18 protein-coding genes are annotated in these 16042 nt (G+C 60.2%); 12 read left to right on the top strand and 6 right to left on the bottom strand.

Going from position 1 to position 16042, the window contains the following annotated elements; translation table 11 throughout:
• Nucleotides 1-211: transposase (locus tag GKC28_RS24790; protein WP_141117855.1), on the top strand; the 211-nt coding region annotated here is incomplete at its 5' end.
• A 162-nt stretch (nt 212-373) separates the two neighbouring features.
• Here the strand turns inward: GKC28_RS24790 and GKC28_RS24785 are convergent.
• The 3 genes from GKC28_RS24785 to GKC28_RS24775 all read right to left on the bottom strand — a co-directional run bounded on the left by GKC28_RS24785 (nt 374) and on the right by GKC28_RS24775 (nt 2095).
• Nucleotides 374-772 carry a CBS domain-containing protein gene (locus GKC28_RS24785; RefSeq protein WP_174149624.1) on the bottom strand — a complete coding sequence of 133 codons (399 nt, stop codon included), beginning with the start codon at nt 770-772 and terminating at the stop codon, nt 374-376.
• Nucleotides 773-858: 86 nt separating this feature from the next.
• A complete protein-coding gene (locus GKC28_RS24780; protein WP_174149623.1) occupies nt 859-1158 on the bottom strand; it encodes a chaperone modulator CbpM in 300 nt (99 codons plus the stop codon).
• A 4-nt stretch (nt 1159-1162) separates the two neighbouring features.
• A complete protein-coding gene (locus GKC28_RS24775; RefSeq protein ID WP_174149622.1) occupies nt 1163-2095 on the bottom strand; it encodes a DnaJ C-terminal domain-containing protein in 933 nt (310 codons plus the stop codon).
• A 236-nt stretch (nt 2096-2331) separates the two neighbouring features.
• Between GKC28_RS24775 and GKC28_RS24770 the strand changes: the two genes are divergently transcribed.
• From GKC28_RS24770 to GKC28_RS24740, 7 genes are all read left to right on the top strand, one after another.
• Nucleotides 2332-2838 (top strand): Hsp20/alpha crystallin family protein, encoded by a 507-nt coding sequence (locus GKC28_RS24770; protein WP_174149621.1) that lies wholly within the window; start codon nt 2332-2334, stop codon nt 2836-2838.
• A 263-nt stretch (nt 2839-3101) separates the two neighbouring features.
• The gene (locus tag GKC28_RS24765) at nt 3102-3857 is read left to right on the top strand and encodes a Crp/Fnr family transcriptional regulator (protein ID WP_174149620.1); all 756 of its coding nucleotides are present in this window, start codon (nt 3102-3104) and stop codon (nt 3855-3857) included.
• A gap of 261 nt (nt 3858-4118) precedes the next feature.
• Nucleotides 4119-4463 carry a hypothetical protein gene (locus tag GKC28_RS24760; protein WP_174149619.1) on the top strand — a complete coding sequence of 115 codons (345 nt, stop codon included), beginning with the start codon at nt 4119-4121 and terminating at the stop codon, nt 4461-4463.
• Nucleotides 4464-4564: 101 nt separating this feature from the next.
• Nucleotides 4565-4921, top strand: a complete 357-nt coding sequence (locus GKC28_RS24755) for an SPW repeat protein (protein WP_174149618.1) — start codon at nt 4565-4567, stop codon at nt 4919-4921.
• 123 nt (nt 4922-5044) lie between these two features.
• A complete protein-coding gene (locus GKC28_RS24750) occupies nt 5045-5422 on the top strand; it encodes an Hsp20/alpha crystallin family protein (protein ID WP_174149617.1) in 378 nt (125 codons plus the stop codon).
• On the top strand, nt 5419-7812 hold the full coding sequence (gene lon / locus GKC28_RS24745) for an endopeptidase La (RefSeq protein WP_174149616.1): 2394 nt from the start codon (nt 5419-5421) through the stop codon (nt 7810-7812). The genes GKC28_RS24750 and lon overlap by 4 nt, the downstream gene beginning before the upstream one ends.
• A 262-nt stretch (nt 7813-8074) precedes the next feature.
• A complete protein-coding gene (locus GKC28_RS24740; RefSeq protein ID WP_174149615.1) occupies nt 8075-9136 on the top strand; it encodes a DMT family transporter in 1062 nt (353 codons plus the stop codon).
• A gap of 478 nt (nt 9137-9614) precedes the next feature.
• On the opposite strand, the gene GKC28_RS24735 is transcribed toward GKC28_RS24740, so the two are convergent.
• Both GKC28_RS24735 and GKC28_RS24730 read right to left on the bottom strand, forming a co-directional pair.
• Nucleotides 9615-11390: an SLC13 family permease gene (locus tag GKC28_RS24735; protein ID WP_174149614.1), complete on the bottom strand. Its 1776-nt coding sequence runs from the start codon at nt 11388-11390 to the stop codon at nt 9615-9617.
• Nucleotides 11391-11762: 372 nt separating this feature from the next.
• Entirely contained in the window at nt 11763-12200 is a 438-nt protein-coding gene (locus GKC28_RS24730; protein ID WP_174149613.1) for a hypothetical protein, read from the bottom strand.
• Nucleotides 12201-12929: 729 nt separating this feature from the next.
• Here GKC28_RS24730 and GKC28_RS24725 point away from each other — a divergent pair.
• The 4 genes from GKC28_RS24725 (at nt 12930) to GKC28_RS24710 (ending at nt 15742) form a co-directional block, all read left to right on the top strand.
• Nucleotides 12930-13652, top strand: a complete 723-nt coding sequence (locus GKC28_RS24725; protein WP_174149612.1) for a response regulator — start codon at nt 12930-12932, stop codon at nt 13650-13652.
• Entirely contained in the window at nt 13649-15043 is a 1395-nt protein-coding gene (locus GKC28_RS24720) for an ATP-binding protein (RefSeq protein WP_174149611.1), read from the top strand. The genes GKC28_RS24725 and GKC28_RS24720 overlap by 4 nt, the downstream gene beginning before the upstream one ends.
• A 73-nt stretch (nt 15044-15116) precedes the next feature.
• Entirely contained in the window at nt 15117-15296 is a 180-nt protein-coding gene (locus GKC28_RS24715) for a carboxymuconolactone decarboxylase family protein (RefSeq protein WP_302480827.1), read from the top strand.
• Between the two features lie 50 nt (nt 15297-15346).
• Complete coding sequence (locus GKC28_RS24710) at nt 15347-15742, top strand: cupin domain-containing protein (RefSeq protein WP_027255908.1); 396 nt, start codon at nt 15347-15349, stop codon at nt 15740-15742.
• A gap of 89 nt (nt 15743-15831) precedes the next feature.
• Here GKC28_RS24710 and GKC28_RS24705 read toward each other — a convergent pair.
• Nucleotides 15832-16042, bottom strand: a 211-nt coding sequence (locus GKC28_RS24705; RefSeq protein ID WP_174144857.1) for an IS30 family transposase, incomplete at its 5' end; no start/stop codon positions are given.

The raw sequence follows: 16042 nt of genomic DNA, 5'->3' as shown, positions 1-16042 counted from the left end.
TTACACGACCAATGCCATTGAAGCGCTGAACTCGAAAATCCGCCGCGCGGTCCGAACCCGCGGCCATTTCCCCAGCGATGAGGCGGCGGCCAAGTTGATCTATCTGGCGCTGAATGCTACCTCAGCTGAGTGGAAGCGGTCAGTGCGCGAATGGCATGCGGTGAAAAGCCAACTCGCTATCATGTTTGAGGAACGCTTCCCGTTGGCGTAAGAAAAGGCGCCAGGGCACGAAATTCCGCACAGTCTCGGACCCTGCTGCCGCCAGCGGGCCGTTGCTGACCACGATCACCGACATGGCCGGGTTTTTCCTGGTCCTCAGCTTTGCCAGCGCGATGATGCCGTTCCTGGTATGACACCTGTGTCTCCCGGCAAATCATGCCGCGGATTCACTCCCTTGGCCCTGCGCCGCCCGTTGTGGCTCGCCTCCTAGGCGGAGCATTCCGCAAAGCCGCCCCTTTCCGTCCAGCACCGGCATTTGCCGGAACCGCCCGATCTCCATCAGAAATACCGCATCATCCAAAGGTTCATCGGCACTGCAATAGACTGGGTTGCGGGTCATAACTTCACCGGCGGTCACCGTGGCGGGGTCGCCGCCGGCTGCCAGCACCCGGATCACTATATCCCGGTCAGTGAGAATGCCTAGCAGGCAGTCCCTGCTGCCGATGACAACCGCACCCGTGTTCTGCTGCTGCATGATACGCGCGATACTGCGGATGGGAGTATTCGTCCCAGCGGTCGCAGCTGCACGTGACATGGCCTGCCTGACTATCATAGCTGCACTCCTGTGCTGAACGTTGGGAGGATAACCTTCCGGGCCGAAACGGCATTGACCGCCGTCAACAGCCCGCGAACCGCCAGTCAGAGGTTTTCGTACCGGCCGAGCCGCCGCAGGAGATGTTCCCGCTGCTCCAGAAGGTCCAGCACCAGTGCCACGCCGGCGGCATTGATACCCAGATCGCAGCTGAGCCGCCGCGCCTTCTTGGCGCGGGTTATGGATAGGCCGTGGAAGCGCCAGTTCGCCGCTCCGGTGCCTTCGGGTTCCAGGACGCCTTGCTGCACCAGTTCCACGACCCAGCTCTCTTCGGCGCGGCAGAAACGGCATAATTGCTGCAGGGTAAGACTGTCGATAATCTGGCTTTCCGGTGCGGTGGTTTTCATGCGCTTATCCCCCTATGCTGGCGCGCGGGTTGAACGGGATTTCCCGGGCCATTTGCTCAAACAGTCTGCGAGCGGCATCGGTCGTGACCTTCGGGTTTACTATCTTGAGAGTGGCGTAGATGTCGCCGGAGGGCGATCCTGGCAGCCCCTTGCCCCTAAGGCGAAGGATCTGGCCATTGCGGGCGTTGGGCGGCACTTTCACCGCGAGGCTGCCAACTGGCGCGGGCATACGGATTTTGCCGCCGAGAACCGCCTCCCAAGGCGCTAGCGGCAGATCGAGGTACAGATCCTTGCCGTCGGCCCGGTAAACCGGGTGGGGTGCAAAGAACACTTCCAGCAGAAGGTCGCCGGGCGGACCGCCGCCGGGAGACTGCGGACCTTGGCCGGGCAGACGGATGTGCTGGCCTTCCACAATCCCCTTGGGGATATAGACCGGGATATCGCGGGACTTCAGCTGTACGGTCCCATCTTCGGCTGCTACAGGGGTCTGCAGCGTCAGCACCCGGCTGCCGCCAGTGTAGGCGTCCGGGATATCGATCCGGATGCGGGCATGCTGGCTGGTGCTGCGTTCGTGCCTTGCCTTGGCAAAGGGCGAGGGCCGACGGAACAGGGTTTCGAAGAAGTCGCTGAAAACTTCGCCCCGATCAGTGCCGCCGCTGGTAAAGCTGAACCCCTGCTGCCAGCCTGGCGGCGGTGTGAAGGCCCCGCCGAAGGATTGTTGCTGCTGGTTCCAGAGCCGGTCATAGGCGGCGCGCCGCTCTGGATCCTTCAGCACCTCGTAGGCTTCGGTAATCTCCCGGAACCGCGTCTCGGCCTCGGGAGAGGCGTTGATGTCGGGATGAAACTGACGTGCCAGCCCGCGGTAGGCTCGCTTGATCTCTTCGCTGCCGGCGTCCTTCTGCAACTCCAACGCCTGGTAATAATCCTTGAACTCCATGCCAGCGCCTCCGCTGCTCCAGTCCTTCCGCAACTGTGCCACACCGGGGCCGGGGCGCGGTTGACGGCCATCAATGCCGTACAGCCGGGAATCTGCGACATTTGTGCGGTACGCAGCTTGTCCCCATGACGGCTAGATGCTGCCGGAGCTTTCCGGCTGCCGCGGAACCTCCTTCAGCCGGGAAATCCGGCCAGGACAACCGGCTGAAGGATCAATCGGACAGAGGAGCTTTGGGTATGTCCAAGACATCGAAACTTCCAGCCGGCAGGTCAGACGACTCCTTACCAGCAAGTTGGATGGGCTTCAGCAGCCTGCGGGACGAGATTGACCGGATGTTTGCGGCCCTTGAGCCGATGAATCTGCTACAACGCGGCTTTTCTGACGGGGAACCTGTGGGCCAAGTGATGCAGCCGTTCCCTGCCATTGATGTGACTGAAGCAGAAGATGGCTACCAGGTTTCGGCAGAGCTGCCTGGTGTTGCATTGGAAGATATCGACATCAAACTGGCCAATGGAACCCTGACTATTCAGGGCGAAAAGACTGAGCAAAAGGATGATGCCGGCAAAGGGTATCACCTGAGCGAACGGCGCTGGGGGAAATTCCAGCGGCTACTGAGGGTGCCGGACAATGTGGATGAAGGCCGTATTGAGGCGCGCTATGCCAATGGGATACTGCTGGTGACGCTTCCCAAATCGGAAACAGCGCTTGCCGCAGAACGGACAATTGAAGTCAGTGCCGGCTGAACCAGCCTGAGCACGGCAATGGTCCGCGGCGGGGATTGGGGATAGCAGGCCGTAAGGGGGAAAGGCGGGCTGCTGCCCACCGCGGATCAAGAAGGTTGCGCTGAATGTTCCGTTGTTCAGGGAACGCGTTGCGCACAATTCTTTACAAAACAGTCTCTTCCTCAAAGCGGCTGGCAGGCGCAGACTGGCACTCCGCTGGCAGCGCTGCGCCGGTGAGTCGCGCCGTGCCTGCCTGGTTCATCCTGTCTGGGGGGAGAGCCGGAATGCATTACGGGAAAGTCACAGCCACTGCTTCAGCAGGGCGTTGCCGGGAGTGCCCGGTCAGCCACTTGAGTATTTGCGCAGCAGCGGGAGAGCAAGCCTTTGCTTCATTTTCAAGCCGGGCCCGTCTGGCAGGGTTCCGGGCGGGGGAAACGATTGTGCCGCAGGGCGAAGAGGCCGGGTACGGCGGCATCATCGTGGAAGGCGCGGTGAAAATCGTAAGCATTACGGAAGCCGGCGCGGCGTATGTGCTGCAGGTGCTGCAACCAGGTGAATGGGTCGGTCCGGTGTTTCCGGAGCGGCCGGGAGTTGCCTGGGAGGCCGCGAGCGATGTCATGCTATGTTGGATCGCGTTGCCCGCGCTGGAGACGCTGATGCAGATGGAACCCAAGCTAAGCCGGGCGTTGCTCGCCTCAGTCACCCGCCAGTTGAATGCACAGTGGGACTGGGCAGTGCTGCTGCGCAGTGGCGGCACATTGGGTAGAATTGCCAGCTGGCTGCTGCGCGAGGCTGAGGGGGCAGGTGCTGGTCAGGGCAACTGTAGCGAAGGTGCCGTTGTGGTTATCGACCTGCGGCGCCGGGATTTGGCCTCGTTGCTGGATATGACGGTGGAGACCCTGTGCCGGGGGCTGAGTCAGCTGGAGCAGCGCCAAGCCATTGTCATGCTGACGCCTAAACAGGCGGCGGTAAGCAATATGGGTGTGTTGCAGCAGATCGCTAACGGCGAGCGTGGCGCAGGGGAGGGAAAGGCAGCATAGAGAGTACTGCGGTCGAATAATTCTCACATTGTGACACAGTCGCCGTCTGCCATCGGCGAAGCTTTCTTTCGCGGCGCTTGATCAGCCAAAACCTGCCGGGATCCGAGCGGGCAGGGCGGGAACCGGTCGGCCTATGACCGCTGTCAATGCCCCGCCGGCAGGGGTGTGGTTTGGGTGGGCTTGTTCAAACTGTTGCGGAGCAAAATCCCGGAGGGTGTCATGAACGTGTCCAGGCAGCAAATTCAGAATGAGCGACCAGCCATGGCTGCGGATCGAACGGTCCCTTTGCCAGTAGCGCAGGCAATGCAGGTCTGTGCAGAAGTCTGGGGGGAGGCCTCCAGATTCACCATGGCCCGTCTCGACGAAAACGTCAAAACGCAGCACTGCATACTGGGCTGCATCAGTCTTGACGAGATCCAGATGGTGCAGTGGCGCCATGTTCAGAAGATGATGGATGATTACCACGAAGAAGCCGGGCGAATGGCCCGGTACTGGCAGGGATTGCCGGAAACTCTGCGGTTTCAGCCTGCGCCGTGGGGGCATCAGCCGGCAGGGCGCCGCGCTGGAAAGGCTCCAGAGCACCCGGCTGGCAGTCAGGCAGCGTAGGGCTTGCGGCCCGGCGGGTTGACTGCTGTCAATGAAATCCTCTGCCGATGCGGCAGACTGGAGGAAGGTAGTTTTCTGCCGTTTCGGGAAAGGACGTGCCGATGATACGTAAGCATTGGCAGAATTGGATCATCACCGCCCTGGGTTGCGGGCTCGCCGTCACCCCGTGGCTTCATAATTCAGGGCTAGCCGACGGCGGTCTGGCCATCCCGGTCAGATGGAGCTTCATCGCAGCCGGATCGGCAGCCGCAGTCCTGGCGGCGGCTGCCCAGTACACCGGCAACAGCTGGGAGGAATGGGGCTGCGTGGCAATTGGTCTTTGGCTGGTCCTCTCGCCCTGGACACTTGGATTTACTGACAATGAGCCGGTGGCATGGACGGCGGTTCTAAGCGGTGGGACTATCATGGTGCTGGCCGCTTGGTGCATCGCGCAAGGCCCCTGGCGGAGGAAAACCTGACCCAGCGCCTGGCAGGCGGATGCTCTGAGGCCTGCGGCGGAAACTCCGGGTAAGGGATACTAGGATAAACTTTGGTGAAGCATGGACCGTCAACCTCCTGAGAACATGTTGCTTTCCGAAGCGATGGCGCAGCTTGCGGCGACAGAGAAGTTCTGCCGCCAGCTTTTTTTGCTCACGTCCCTGCAGGACGGGCAGCCTTGCTGGGAACCGCCAGTAGACCTCCTGGAAACCGACGGCGAGTTGCTGGTCTATGTTGTGCTGCCTGGAGCCAAGGCCGATGAAGTTGATGTGCGCGTTAGGAATGGCGAACTGATCATCCGGGGACGGCGGGAGCCGCCGCCGGAGCTGTGCCATGCCACAGTGATCCGGCTAGAGCTGCCCTTTGGCCGGTTCGAACGGCGCATTCCGATCCCGCCGGGCACCTATGCCGTCAAGCGGCAGACGGTGCGGGGGCATTTGTTGATCCGGCTGTGCAAGAGCGGAGAGGGAGAGACGGCATGAACCAAGCCAGCGCTTCAGATATGGCCCAGCTGCAAGACATGCAGAACGTTCCGTTGCCGGAAGACGGGTTGATTCTGCTGCCGGTGCGCGACGTGGTCGCCTTTCCCGGAACTGTCTTCCCGGTCTCTACCGGGCGAGCCAAATCCATTGCGGCAATCCAGCAGGCGATCCGCCAGTCGCGACCTGTAGGGCTGCTGCTGCAGCGCAACCCGGCGGTCAGCGATCCCACGGCGGAGGATCTGTTTCGCATTGGCTGCACTGCGAATATCCTTCGGCTGATGACTTCGCCCGACGGCGCGCATCACATAATCTGCCAGGGAGTGGCCCGGTTTAGGCTGGTCGAGATGCTGAAGGGGCCGCCGTTTCCGGTGGGCCGGGTGCTGAACCTGCCAGATGTGACCAGCCATCTGCCGCAGGTCGAGGCCCGGTTTTTGCATCTCAGAAGCCAAGCGGCAGAGCTGCTGTCGCTGTTGCCGCAGAGCCCCGCTGGGTTGGAGGAGGCGGCCCAAGCAGCCACCGAGCCGGGGGCGTTGGCGGATCTGGCAGCGGCCTATTCCGACATTCCAATTGAGGATCGGCAAGAGATCCTTGAAACCGTCGATATCGCTGCCCGGTTGGACAAGGTGTCGAAGATCCTGGCGCGGCGGCTGGAAGTGCTGCGCATCACCCGAGAGATCAGCGAACAGACACGCGCCGCTTTCGACGAACGCCACCGCGAGGCAATCCTGCGCGAGCAGCTGGCGGCAATCCAGCATGAGCTGGGCGAGGACGGCGGCAATGCGGAGGAGATTTCTCAACTGGGCGAGGCAATCACTCTGGCCGGCATGCCACCGGAAGCCGAGGCAATGGCACGCAAGGAACTGGCCCGCTATGCGCGCCTGTCTGACGCTGCGGGGGAAGGGGCGGTTCTGCGAAACTGGCTCGACTGGATTGTGGAATTGCCCTGGCAGGCGCCAAGCGGCCGACCGGTTAGCCTGATCCAAGCGCGGGGCATTCTGAACGCCGACCACTATGGGCTGGAAAAAGTCAAAGCACGGATCATCGAGTTCCTGGCAGTGCGCAAATTGTCACCTGAAAGCCGGGCGCCGATCCTGTGCTTTGCCGGGCCGCCAGGGGTTGGAAAAACCTCCCTGGGCCAGTCGATTGCGCGCGCCCTGGGGCGGGCCTTTGGCCGGGTCAGCCTGGGCGGAGTGCATGACGAGGCCGAGATCCGCGGCCACCGGCGCACCTATATCGGGGCGCTGCCCGGCAGTATTATTCAGGCGGTGCGGCGGGCAGGCAGCCGAGATTGCGTGCTGATGCTGGATGAAATCGACAAGCTGGGCCACGGTATCCAGGGCGATCCCTCCGCAGCGCTTCTGGAAGTGCTGGACCCGGAACAGAACAGCACATTCCGCGACAATTACCTTGGGGTGGATTTCGACCTGTCTCGAGTGGTGTTCCTGACCACGGCCAACATGCTGGAAGGCATTCCGCGGCCGCTCCTCGACAGGATGGAGGTAATCAGCCTGCCGGGTTACACCGAAGAAGAAAAGCTGGAGATCGCCAAGCGCTATCTGGTGCCGCGGCAGTTAAAAGCCAACGGTCTGATGTACGAGCGCCTCCGGTTCACACCGCCGGCGCTGCGGCTGATAATCCGCAGCTATACTAGGGAAGCCGGGGTGCGCCAGCTGGAACGTCAGATCGGCGCCGTCCTGCGGGCTGCAGCTGTGCGCTATGCTGAAGGCAAGCCAGCGAAAAACAAGCTTGGGGTGGATCAGGTGGAGGCCGCGCTGGGTGCGCCGCTGTTTGAAAATGAGACCGCGCTGCGCATCAGTACGCCAGGGATTGCCACCGGGCTGGCCTGGACGCCTGCCGGGGGCGACATCCTGTTTATCGAGGCCAGCCGAGCGCCGGGCAAGGGGCGGCTGATCCTCACTGGCCAATTGGGTGAGGTGATGCGGGAAAGCGCCCAGACAGCGTTGTCGCTTTTGAAGGCCCAGGCCGGGAGCCTGGGGTTGGAAGCCAAGAGCTTTGACAGCGTTGACATTCACGTCCACGTGCCCGCCGGCGCCACGCCCAAGGACGGCCCCAGCGCTGGGGTGGCGATTTACACCGCGCTGACTTCCCTGTTTCTGGACCGTACTGTTCGCAGCGACACCGCGATGACCGGAGAGATATCGCTACGGGGAGTGGTGCTGCCTGTGGGCGGGATTAAGGAAAAAGTACTGGCCGCGGCTGCAGCGGGGATCACCCGAGTAATGCTGCCCGCGCGCAACCGGCGCGACCTGGATGACATTCCCGAGAGCACCCGTAAGCAGCTGGATTTCATCTGGCTCGAAACTGCGAGAGAGGCGCTGCGCAAGACGTTGGAGCCCGCGGCTGGCAGAAAGGGCGCAGCGGCTGGATAGGCGGCAAATTAGTTCCGAACAAAGGTACGGGCGCCGACAGATTAGACGCCCGTATTTTTTTAAAGCCCTAGGACTTCATCAGTCGTTGTCATTCAGCGGCTGCAAAACCGTCGTCTTCGCGCTGACTACAGTTGCACGATCAAAATGAAGAAAATGCTGTAAGGCGCAGCAAATTCTTCCGCTAATGTTGGCTTTCGGATGATGCCGACATTCAGGTCGCTGCAGTGCAAGACACACATGTTGAATTTGGCAGGCTGCTCTAATGACAGTCTCATCAGAAATAGGCGTTCCGCCGCTGCCCCGCACAGCCCAGGGGATCGCCTGTGTGCTTGCTGGGATGGTTCTGTTTGTCGGGCAGGACGTTCTGATGAAGGACATGCTGAGCCATTACCCGGTATGGATGCTGATTTTTGTCCGGTCCATCGTCGCCTTGATGACCCTACTGCCGCTCGTCCTTTGGCTAGGCGCACCGCATCGCATCTTCACCCCTCTCTGGCCGTGGTATCTGGCGCGGGCCATGCTCTTCGCCTCCGGGTTCGCGATGTTCTATTCAGCATTTCCCTTCATGGGACTGGCTGAGGTCACTACACTGTTCTTCTCCGCACCTTTGATGACAGCAGCGCTTGCGGCCCTTTTTCTACATGAAAAAATCGGGCTTCACCGTGCAGCAGCACTGCTTGTTGGCTTCGCTGGTGTTGTCATTGCGATGAACCCGGCTGGCGACAGTTTTGGATGGATTGCCATCCTTCCGCTCCTTTGCGCTCTCACTTATGCAATCAGTCAGGCGATTGTGCGCAAGATCGGTGAGCAGGACACCTCGTTGACCATCGGTCTTTACACAATCTCATTTTCAGGTCTTCTGATCGTACCGATAGGATTTGCGGTGTCGCAGATGATTGTGATCACACCGGAGCTGAGCCATCTCCGCATGGGCTGGCCGGTGCCTCCGGCAGAGGGCGTTGCCATGCTCGCTTTGCTGGGGAGTATCGGAACAGTGGCCTACACGCTGGTCTCCCGCGCTTATCAAATCGCTAACGCCAGCGTAATCGCACCTTTTGACTACAGCTATCTGCCTCTGGCTGCGGCCCTCGGATATCTGCTTTGGGGGGAGGTGCCGCCCTACACCACTTTCATCGGAATGGTGCTGATCGTAGCGAGCGGACTGTATACCGCACACCGGGAACTGCGCGTCAACCGCGCCGAGGCCGACAATCCCCCCATCGCCCAAACCGTCTTTACCCCGGGTGCGCCCGCGGCGGTACTGGAGGATGCGCTGGATGGGGAGGCAGTAGAACTTAATGAATCTGACGAAAAGCTGACCTGACTGGCGGGCGACGGGGTCGTAGGTAGACGGGTCCCAGAGTTGTCTGCACGAACTTAAGATGGTTGGCGATGGTTTCTGCTCTCTATTGCAGAAAATCGACCCAAAGGACATGAACCGGGCTTGTTGCGGTGCAGCGCTTGATACTTTGCCCAGTGGCAAGACTATTGGCAGGTTGCGCTTGACGCAGAGGCTGAATGGGATGAGCCGCATAGCACATCACAAACCCGCAGACTCTCGTCATGAGCGAGGGACCAGCGGGGGGCAGGTCAGAGGTAAACAATCATTGCGAAACCAAGGCCCCAGCCCTCTGCCAAATGCTCGCAGAGCCCCGGCATCCGTGCAAGCAGGACGGCGAATATGATTGAGACTTTGCCGCCACTGCTTTCGGGGCCGTGCTGCTAGTGCCGTACAGATTTTTTCCCTGCGGGGTGTCCAGGCGAGGATGAGGTTATGGCGACGTGTTGGGTTGCGTCATGTACTAAGGCTCCAACGGCCAGATAATTGGAGCAAGCACCACTGTTACTGCCCCTGCCAAGATGTTCATTGGCAAGCCCAACCGTAGAAAATCTGTGAAGCGGTAGCCCCCGGCATTGTAGACCATTGTGTTCGTCTGGTAGCCGACTGGCGTGGCGAAACTTGCGCTGGCGCCAAACATGACAACCACGACAAAAGCACGCGGATCGAGGCCAAGCGCGGTTGCGACGCCTACGGCGATGGGCGTCATGATCACGGCGACTGCGTTATTGGTAACCAATTCAGTCAGCACTGAGGTCACTGCGTATATCAGTGCCAGCGCAAGGATCGGGCTAAGCTGCCGCAGCGGTCCAGACATCGTCTCAACGATCAACGTCATGGCGCCGCTGCCTTCCATGGCTGCGCCGAGAACCAGCATACTAACGATTAGCAGCAGGAGCCGCCCGTCGATCGCTCCGACACCTTCGTCCGGCTCGACGCAGCGCGTGAGCAGCACGATAGCTGCTCCGATGATGGCCAGCGGCAGGATCGGGGCAAAATCCAGCGCAGCGCCCGCGACAACCAGCGCCAGCACCGCCAGCGCAATAGGAGCCTTATCCCGGCGGTAGGCCCGGGCCTGCATTGGCGCAAGCAGGATCAGATCCTCGTCACGCGCAAGGCGCGCGATCTCCTCGGCAGGACCGTCCAGAAGCACCGTGTCACCCGGGCGCAGATGGAGGGTTTCATCCTGCAAATCCACAGCGCTGCCGTGACGGTGGACGGCAATCGGGTAGACGCCGTGGCTGCGCCGCCAGCCGAGAGCAGAGAAGACTCCCTTGTGATCCTTCACCAGCGCTTCTACCACCTTGTGAGGCCGGGCCGGAGCAGGCTCTGTACCGGCAATGGCAAACTCTTTTGCGTCGGAACTGCGAAATCCTATCACTTCGGAGTCTGAGGCATGCACTACGACCCTGTCGCCGGCATTAAGGACCTCGTCGCGCAACTGCCGTCTGAGCGAAACATCTTCACGAATAAGATCTACAAGTTGCGTGGTGCTTCGCCGGAAATCTGCAACCCCTGCCACTTTCTGCCCAATGAGAGGCGATCCCGGTGGAACAAAAAGCTCGACCTGCCAGGAGCGCCGGACGCCAAGTGACTGCTCACTGACCGTGCTGCGCTCGGGGAGCAGAAGAGGCGCAGCCAAATAGAGATAGAGGCTGCCCGCGAGAGCCAGTGCGATCCCAAGCGGCGCGATTTCCAGCAGCGCAAACGGCGCAAGGCCCAATTCCCGAGAGACCCCGTCGACGAGCAGGTTGGTGGAAGTGCCAATCAGGGTGCAGGTTCCTCCCATGATCACGACAAAGCTGAGCGGCATCAGAAGGCGCGACGCGCTGGTTCCACTCCGCCGGGCCAGCCCAAACACCACCGGTATGAGGATCATGATGACGGGCGTATTGTTCATAAATGCGGAAGCGATCGCCGCCAGCAGGAAGAAGAGCGCGATCGTGACTGTTGGGCGATGGGTTATGCCATGGCCGAGCCATTCAGCCAAAGTATCCAGTACGCCAGTTCGCACCAGTGCCGCGCTCAGCACGAACATCGCACCTATTGTGGCCGGGGCCGGGTTGCTCAGCGCCTTGAGCACATCGTCCACGCCGACCAAACCCAAGAGCAGTGCCAGCGCCACGCCCCCAAGTGCGGTAACTTCCGCTGCGAAGCGCTCACTGACAAAAACCGCGAATACCGTCACCACCAGAAAGAGTGCGCCATAAGGGGCATAGTGACCCAGATCGATCAGCATTCGGGCTACCCGCTTCAATGCCGTGCTGTTGAGCGCTGACGGCAAGGCGCGGGTGGTTCCCAGGCATCCGAAGCCCGGCAACCACCATTGGTTCGCATGGCAATATGCCATTATCTCCAAAGAGCGAGAACTGAAATTTGAGAGGACCTCAACGGGAGCTCCAGTTCCTTCGTACCGGCAGTCAGCCACCTGACATTAAACAACCGCTCTTGCAGCGGAAACCGCTCCGTTCACTCAGAGAACTTCGACATCTGTAGCGCTCAGGGCAAAGACAGTGGTAGGCTCAAACGGCATGCGCAATGAGCGTTCAAGGAACATGCAAGTCCTTCAGGAGCGGCAAAGTGGAAGCCGCCGTGGTTCGGACCGTGTCTCCTATACCAAAGCATCAAGCTGGCGCTTTCTTTGCGGCTCCGGCATTAGTGGCCCCTCCAGTCCCCCGGCCTCTGGAAGGCAGTCAGAAATCCTTTGACCAGACCGCTCGCGGCGGACGTCCATATCATCTGTCCATGCGGGGTAGCCTTCAAGCTTACTGCCGACGCAATGAAACCAGCCGATCAACAAAAGTTGCCCGTCTCCGGAGTGGGTCGGCATCACGATGTGCTCGAGCACGTATTCGTCTGATCGCTGAATGAGTGCTGATACACTCCACACCGCTGCTCGATCTTCGAGCGCCCGCATCATATCGCAGTGCCAAGGAAGTTCCAGACCGTTCAGGCCGAGTTCGAGAACGCTCCGCCCTTCGACCTTCTGGCCTAGCAAAGACGACATTTCTTCATCGGCTCGGGAAATTCGAAAACGCGTGATGATCATGGCGTCCGATGATGCGAGAACGCCGTATGGAGAGGCCCGTTTGTGGACGGGTATTGCCTCATAAGCGGCCGGCAGGTGAAGTGCCCCTTTCGCCTCTCCACGCGTTTGTGCCGGCAACCCAAGCCGGTACCTCCGTACAGCAGCGCGGATTTCCGGGGACGGCTCGGTGAATTGCGAGAAGGCAGCCATGCCTTGCGACGCAGCTTTCGTTTCCACTCGGAGTTTTGAGGTTGCGGCAAACAAGGCCTCCGTACAGCAGCGCGGATTTCCGGGGACGGCTCGGTGAATTGCGAGAAGGCAGCCATGCCTTGCGACGCAGCTTTCGTTTCCACTCGGAGTTTTGAGGTTGCGGCAAACAAGGTTCTTCTGATTTCGCTGAAAAACATTTCATGCATCCTTCGAAAAAGGAGGGCGGATCGGCAAGCGGGCAGCCGATCCGCCCAGTGATCGGTGGCAGCGGGACAGGCGGGGCCACCGGAGGCATTGGTTCAGGCCATCGCGGCATTCGTCATTACGTCCTCCATCCCAATTCCTGATGGAGCCCATCTTGCCGCATTGCTGCGTATATTCTTCCGGCAAGGTTCATCGGAGTTGTAACAACCGTTTAAATCAACAGCGCTTGAAAAACTCTGTTACAAGAAAGTCGACCACACCCTGTTCGGCGGCGCTTCCCGGGGGCAACTTGTGTGTGGTACGAGGCATAGTTATTCCGGAAGATGCAAAACGAGCTTGAGCCGAACACCGCACATACTCATCGTCGATGACGACCGTGAAATCCGGGACCTTGTCGGAAAGGTTCTCGAGCGCGATGGCTTCCGGATCAGCAGGGCCGAGAACGAAGCGGCTATGCGACGTGTGCTAGCGGATGGAGCCATCGACTTGATCGTGCTCGACATTATGCTGCCGGGCAAGGACGGGCTAGCCCTATGCCGGGAGCTTCGGGGCTCCCACGATCCGACACCAATTATCATGCTGACCGCGAAAGGCGATGACATCGACCGTATCCTAGGCTTGGAAATGGGTGCTGACGACTATCTGCCGAAGCCCTTCAACAGCCGGGAACTGGTTGCGCGGATTAAGGCTGTGCTGCGCCGCGGCGGCTCCGGCCCCAAGTCAGAACCAACGTGCCAAGAGCGGTTCTATTGCTTCGAAGGCTGGCGCCTCGACATTGGTAAAAGGGAGCTCCTGAGCCCCGAATGCGTGATCGTCTCGCTTAGCAGCAGCGAATACGGTCTTTTGCTCGAACTCGTCCAGCGCCCGCAGCGAACTCTGACCCGTGACCAGCTCATCGACCTCACGCGCGGCCGCGCTGCGGCGGTATTCGATCGAAGCATCGACATTCAGATCAGCCGACTGCGAAAGAAACTCGGCGATGATCCAAAGGATCCCCGAATGATCAAAACTGTCTGGGGTGGCGGATATCTCTTCGCCCCGGACGTCACGACCGAATGAAAGTGTTCGACAGCCTTCGCGCACGTACGGTGGTCATCGTCATCGCAGGTCTCGTCATTTCGAATGCGATCGGCTACGTGCTCTATTCGCGCGACAAACAGGAAACCCTGATCTTCCAGGACGCGTTCGACATGGCCGAGCGCGCTGCGGGCATCAGCCGGTTATTGCGTGACATCCCCGACGACTGGAACGCCGAAATAGTTGCGGCCTCCGATAGCCGTGCTTTCCGCGTCTGGGCTAGCGAAACTCCGCCATTCGACAGTCAAGCGCCGACCACGGAAGAAGAAGAGCTCGAAACTTATGTCGTGAAACTCGTTCCTCGTATCCGCGACAACGAGATGAGGGTCTGGTTCCGGCCTGAATTGCCAGAGGGCATCGACCTTCCATCTGCCTTGTTCGCAGGCGAACCCGCAACAATGCGGGAAAACCGGGAAGGCTGGTTGCTTGTCTTGTCGATCAATCACGCAGAGGCGAGTTGGCTGAACTTCTATGGTCGAACTGTTCCAGAGACCAGTTACTTCCCTACGTTCCTCGCGCTCAATCTGCTAATGGCGGTCTTTGGTCTTGGGTTGGTGGCCTTGTGGCTCGTCAACCGCGTCACGGCACCGCTACAAAACCTTGCGCAAGCCGCTGAACGGCTGGGTCTTGATCTGACTTCAGAACCTTTGAGCGAGGCTGGTCCAGAGGAGGTTCGTGTTGCGGCGCGAGCGTTCAACGCCATGCAGGCGCGACTCATCCGTCAGGTCGAAGGCAGAACGGTTATGCTAGCGGCGATCTCGCATGATCTGCGAACACCGATCACCCAGCTTCGGCTTCGCACCGAGCTTGCGCCCGAATCCAATGAGCGCGCGAAGACCCTCGCGACACTCGACGACATGAATGTCATTATCGGAACGTGTCTAGACTTCGCCCGAGTGTCGAATGACGGCGAGCCACGTACGACTGTAGACTTGGGCAGCCTTGTCCAGAGCATTTGTGACGACTTCGCCGATATTGGAGGCGATGTCACCTACGAAGGACCTGAAACAACACGCTATTTCTGCAAGCGGATTGCGTTGAAGCGGGCAATAACGAACATTATTGACAATGCTCTGACCTATGGGGGGCAAGCGCGGGTTACCCTTTCTCCAGTAGGCCGCGACCTGGTCATTTGCGTCGAGGACGACGGACCGGGAATTCCTGACGCCGAGATCGAAACGGTCTTTCAGCCTTTCTGCCGCCTGGCTTCGGATCAGGTCCGGCCCTCCGACGGTGTAGGTTTAGGCCTCAGCATCGCGCAGTCGATCATTGAGGATCATGGGGGCACCGTGGCGCTATCGAACAGGCAGCAAGGAGGACTTCTTGTAATGATATGCCTTCCCAACGTCTTGAAATCCGGCCGGAAGGGGTGACGTTCCCTACCCTGGTACAGTTTACGGTGGCCATCAGGTTTCTCTTCAGGGGCGGGTTTTCACCTTCGCCGCGCTGATTTCGGCGGACCAGCCCGAGCCGATGACCTTCCACCTGAACCGCGCCATGGACAACGGACTGATGCAGGAAGAGGCCGGTGCGAAGCTCTCGCATCTTGCCTTCTACGCGGGCTGGCCCAAGGTGTTCTCGGCGATGCCCGTTGCGCGGCAGGTCTTCGAGAGTCGCGCGAACTGAAATCCTGCGGCGCGGCTTCGGCCCCGCGGCCTCACCAACGGAGATATTTCATGAAGATCATCAGAGCCGGCAGCACGCCCTCCGCTCCCGGTCCCGAGGCCTATTTCACCGGAACCGTGCGGATCGACCCCATGTTCCAGGCCGATGCCCCAGGCCGCACCAGCGGTGCCCATGTCACCTTCGAGCCCGGCGCCCGGACTGCGTGGCACACCCATCCGGCGGGACAGACCATCATTATCACCTTCGGCCGTGGCCGCGTGCAGCGCGAAGGCGGCCCGGTCGAAGAGGTCTCGGCAGGCGACGTGGTCTTCTTTCCTGCCGAAGAGAAGCACTGGCACGGCGCTTCGCCTGAGACCGCCATGTCGCATATCGCCATTCAGGAGAGCATTGATGGCACGCCAGTGACCTGGCTGGAGAAGGTCTCCGACGCGGACTATACCGCCTGATCGCGACCGCGCTGCCGCGTATCGGTGCGGCAGCGCTGTAACGGGCTGCATGTGAACTCACGCTGAAGCGCAACTTCTGATATGTCGTTTTATTCCAAACGGTTCTGGATTTCCATCAGCTTGCTTTCGAAGACTTCTGCTGGTGTCTTGTAGCCGAGGCACTTGCGCGGGGTGGAATTGAGGCGGTGGCAAACCGACCTTAAATATCGGTTTGTCAGCACCGTCGGCTCGGTCGAGCGAGGCAGGTATTTTCTCAGCCTGTTGTTGGTGTTCTCGACGGTGCCTTTCTGCCACGGAGCC

The organism is Leisingera sp. ANG59, assembly GCF_013317235.1.
GTDB lineage: Bacteria > Pseudomonadota > Alphaproteobacteria > Rhodobacterales > Rhodobacteraceae > Leisingera.
The sequence above is the reverse complement of the archived record's forward strand: the minus strand, read 5'-3'. Positions and strand labels throughout refer to the sequence as shown.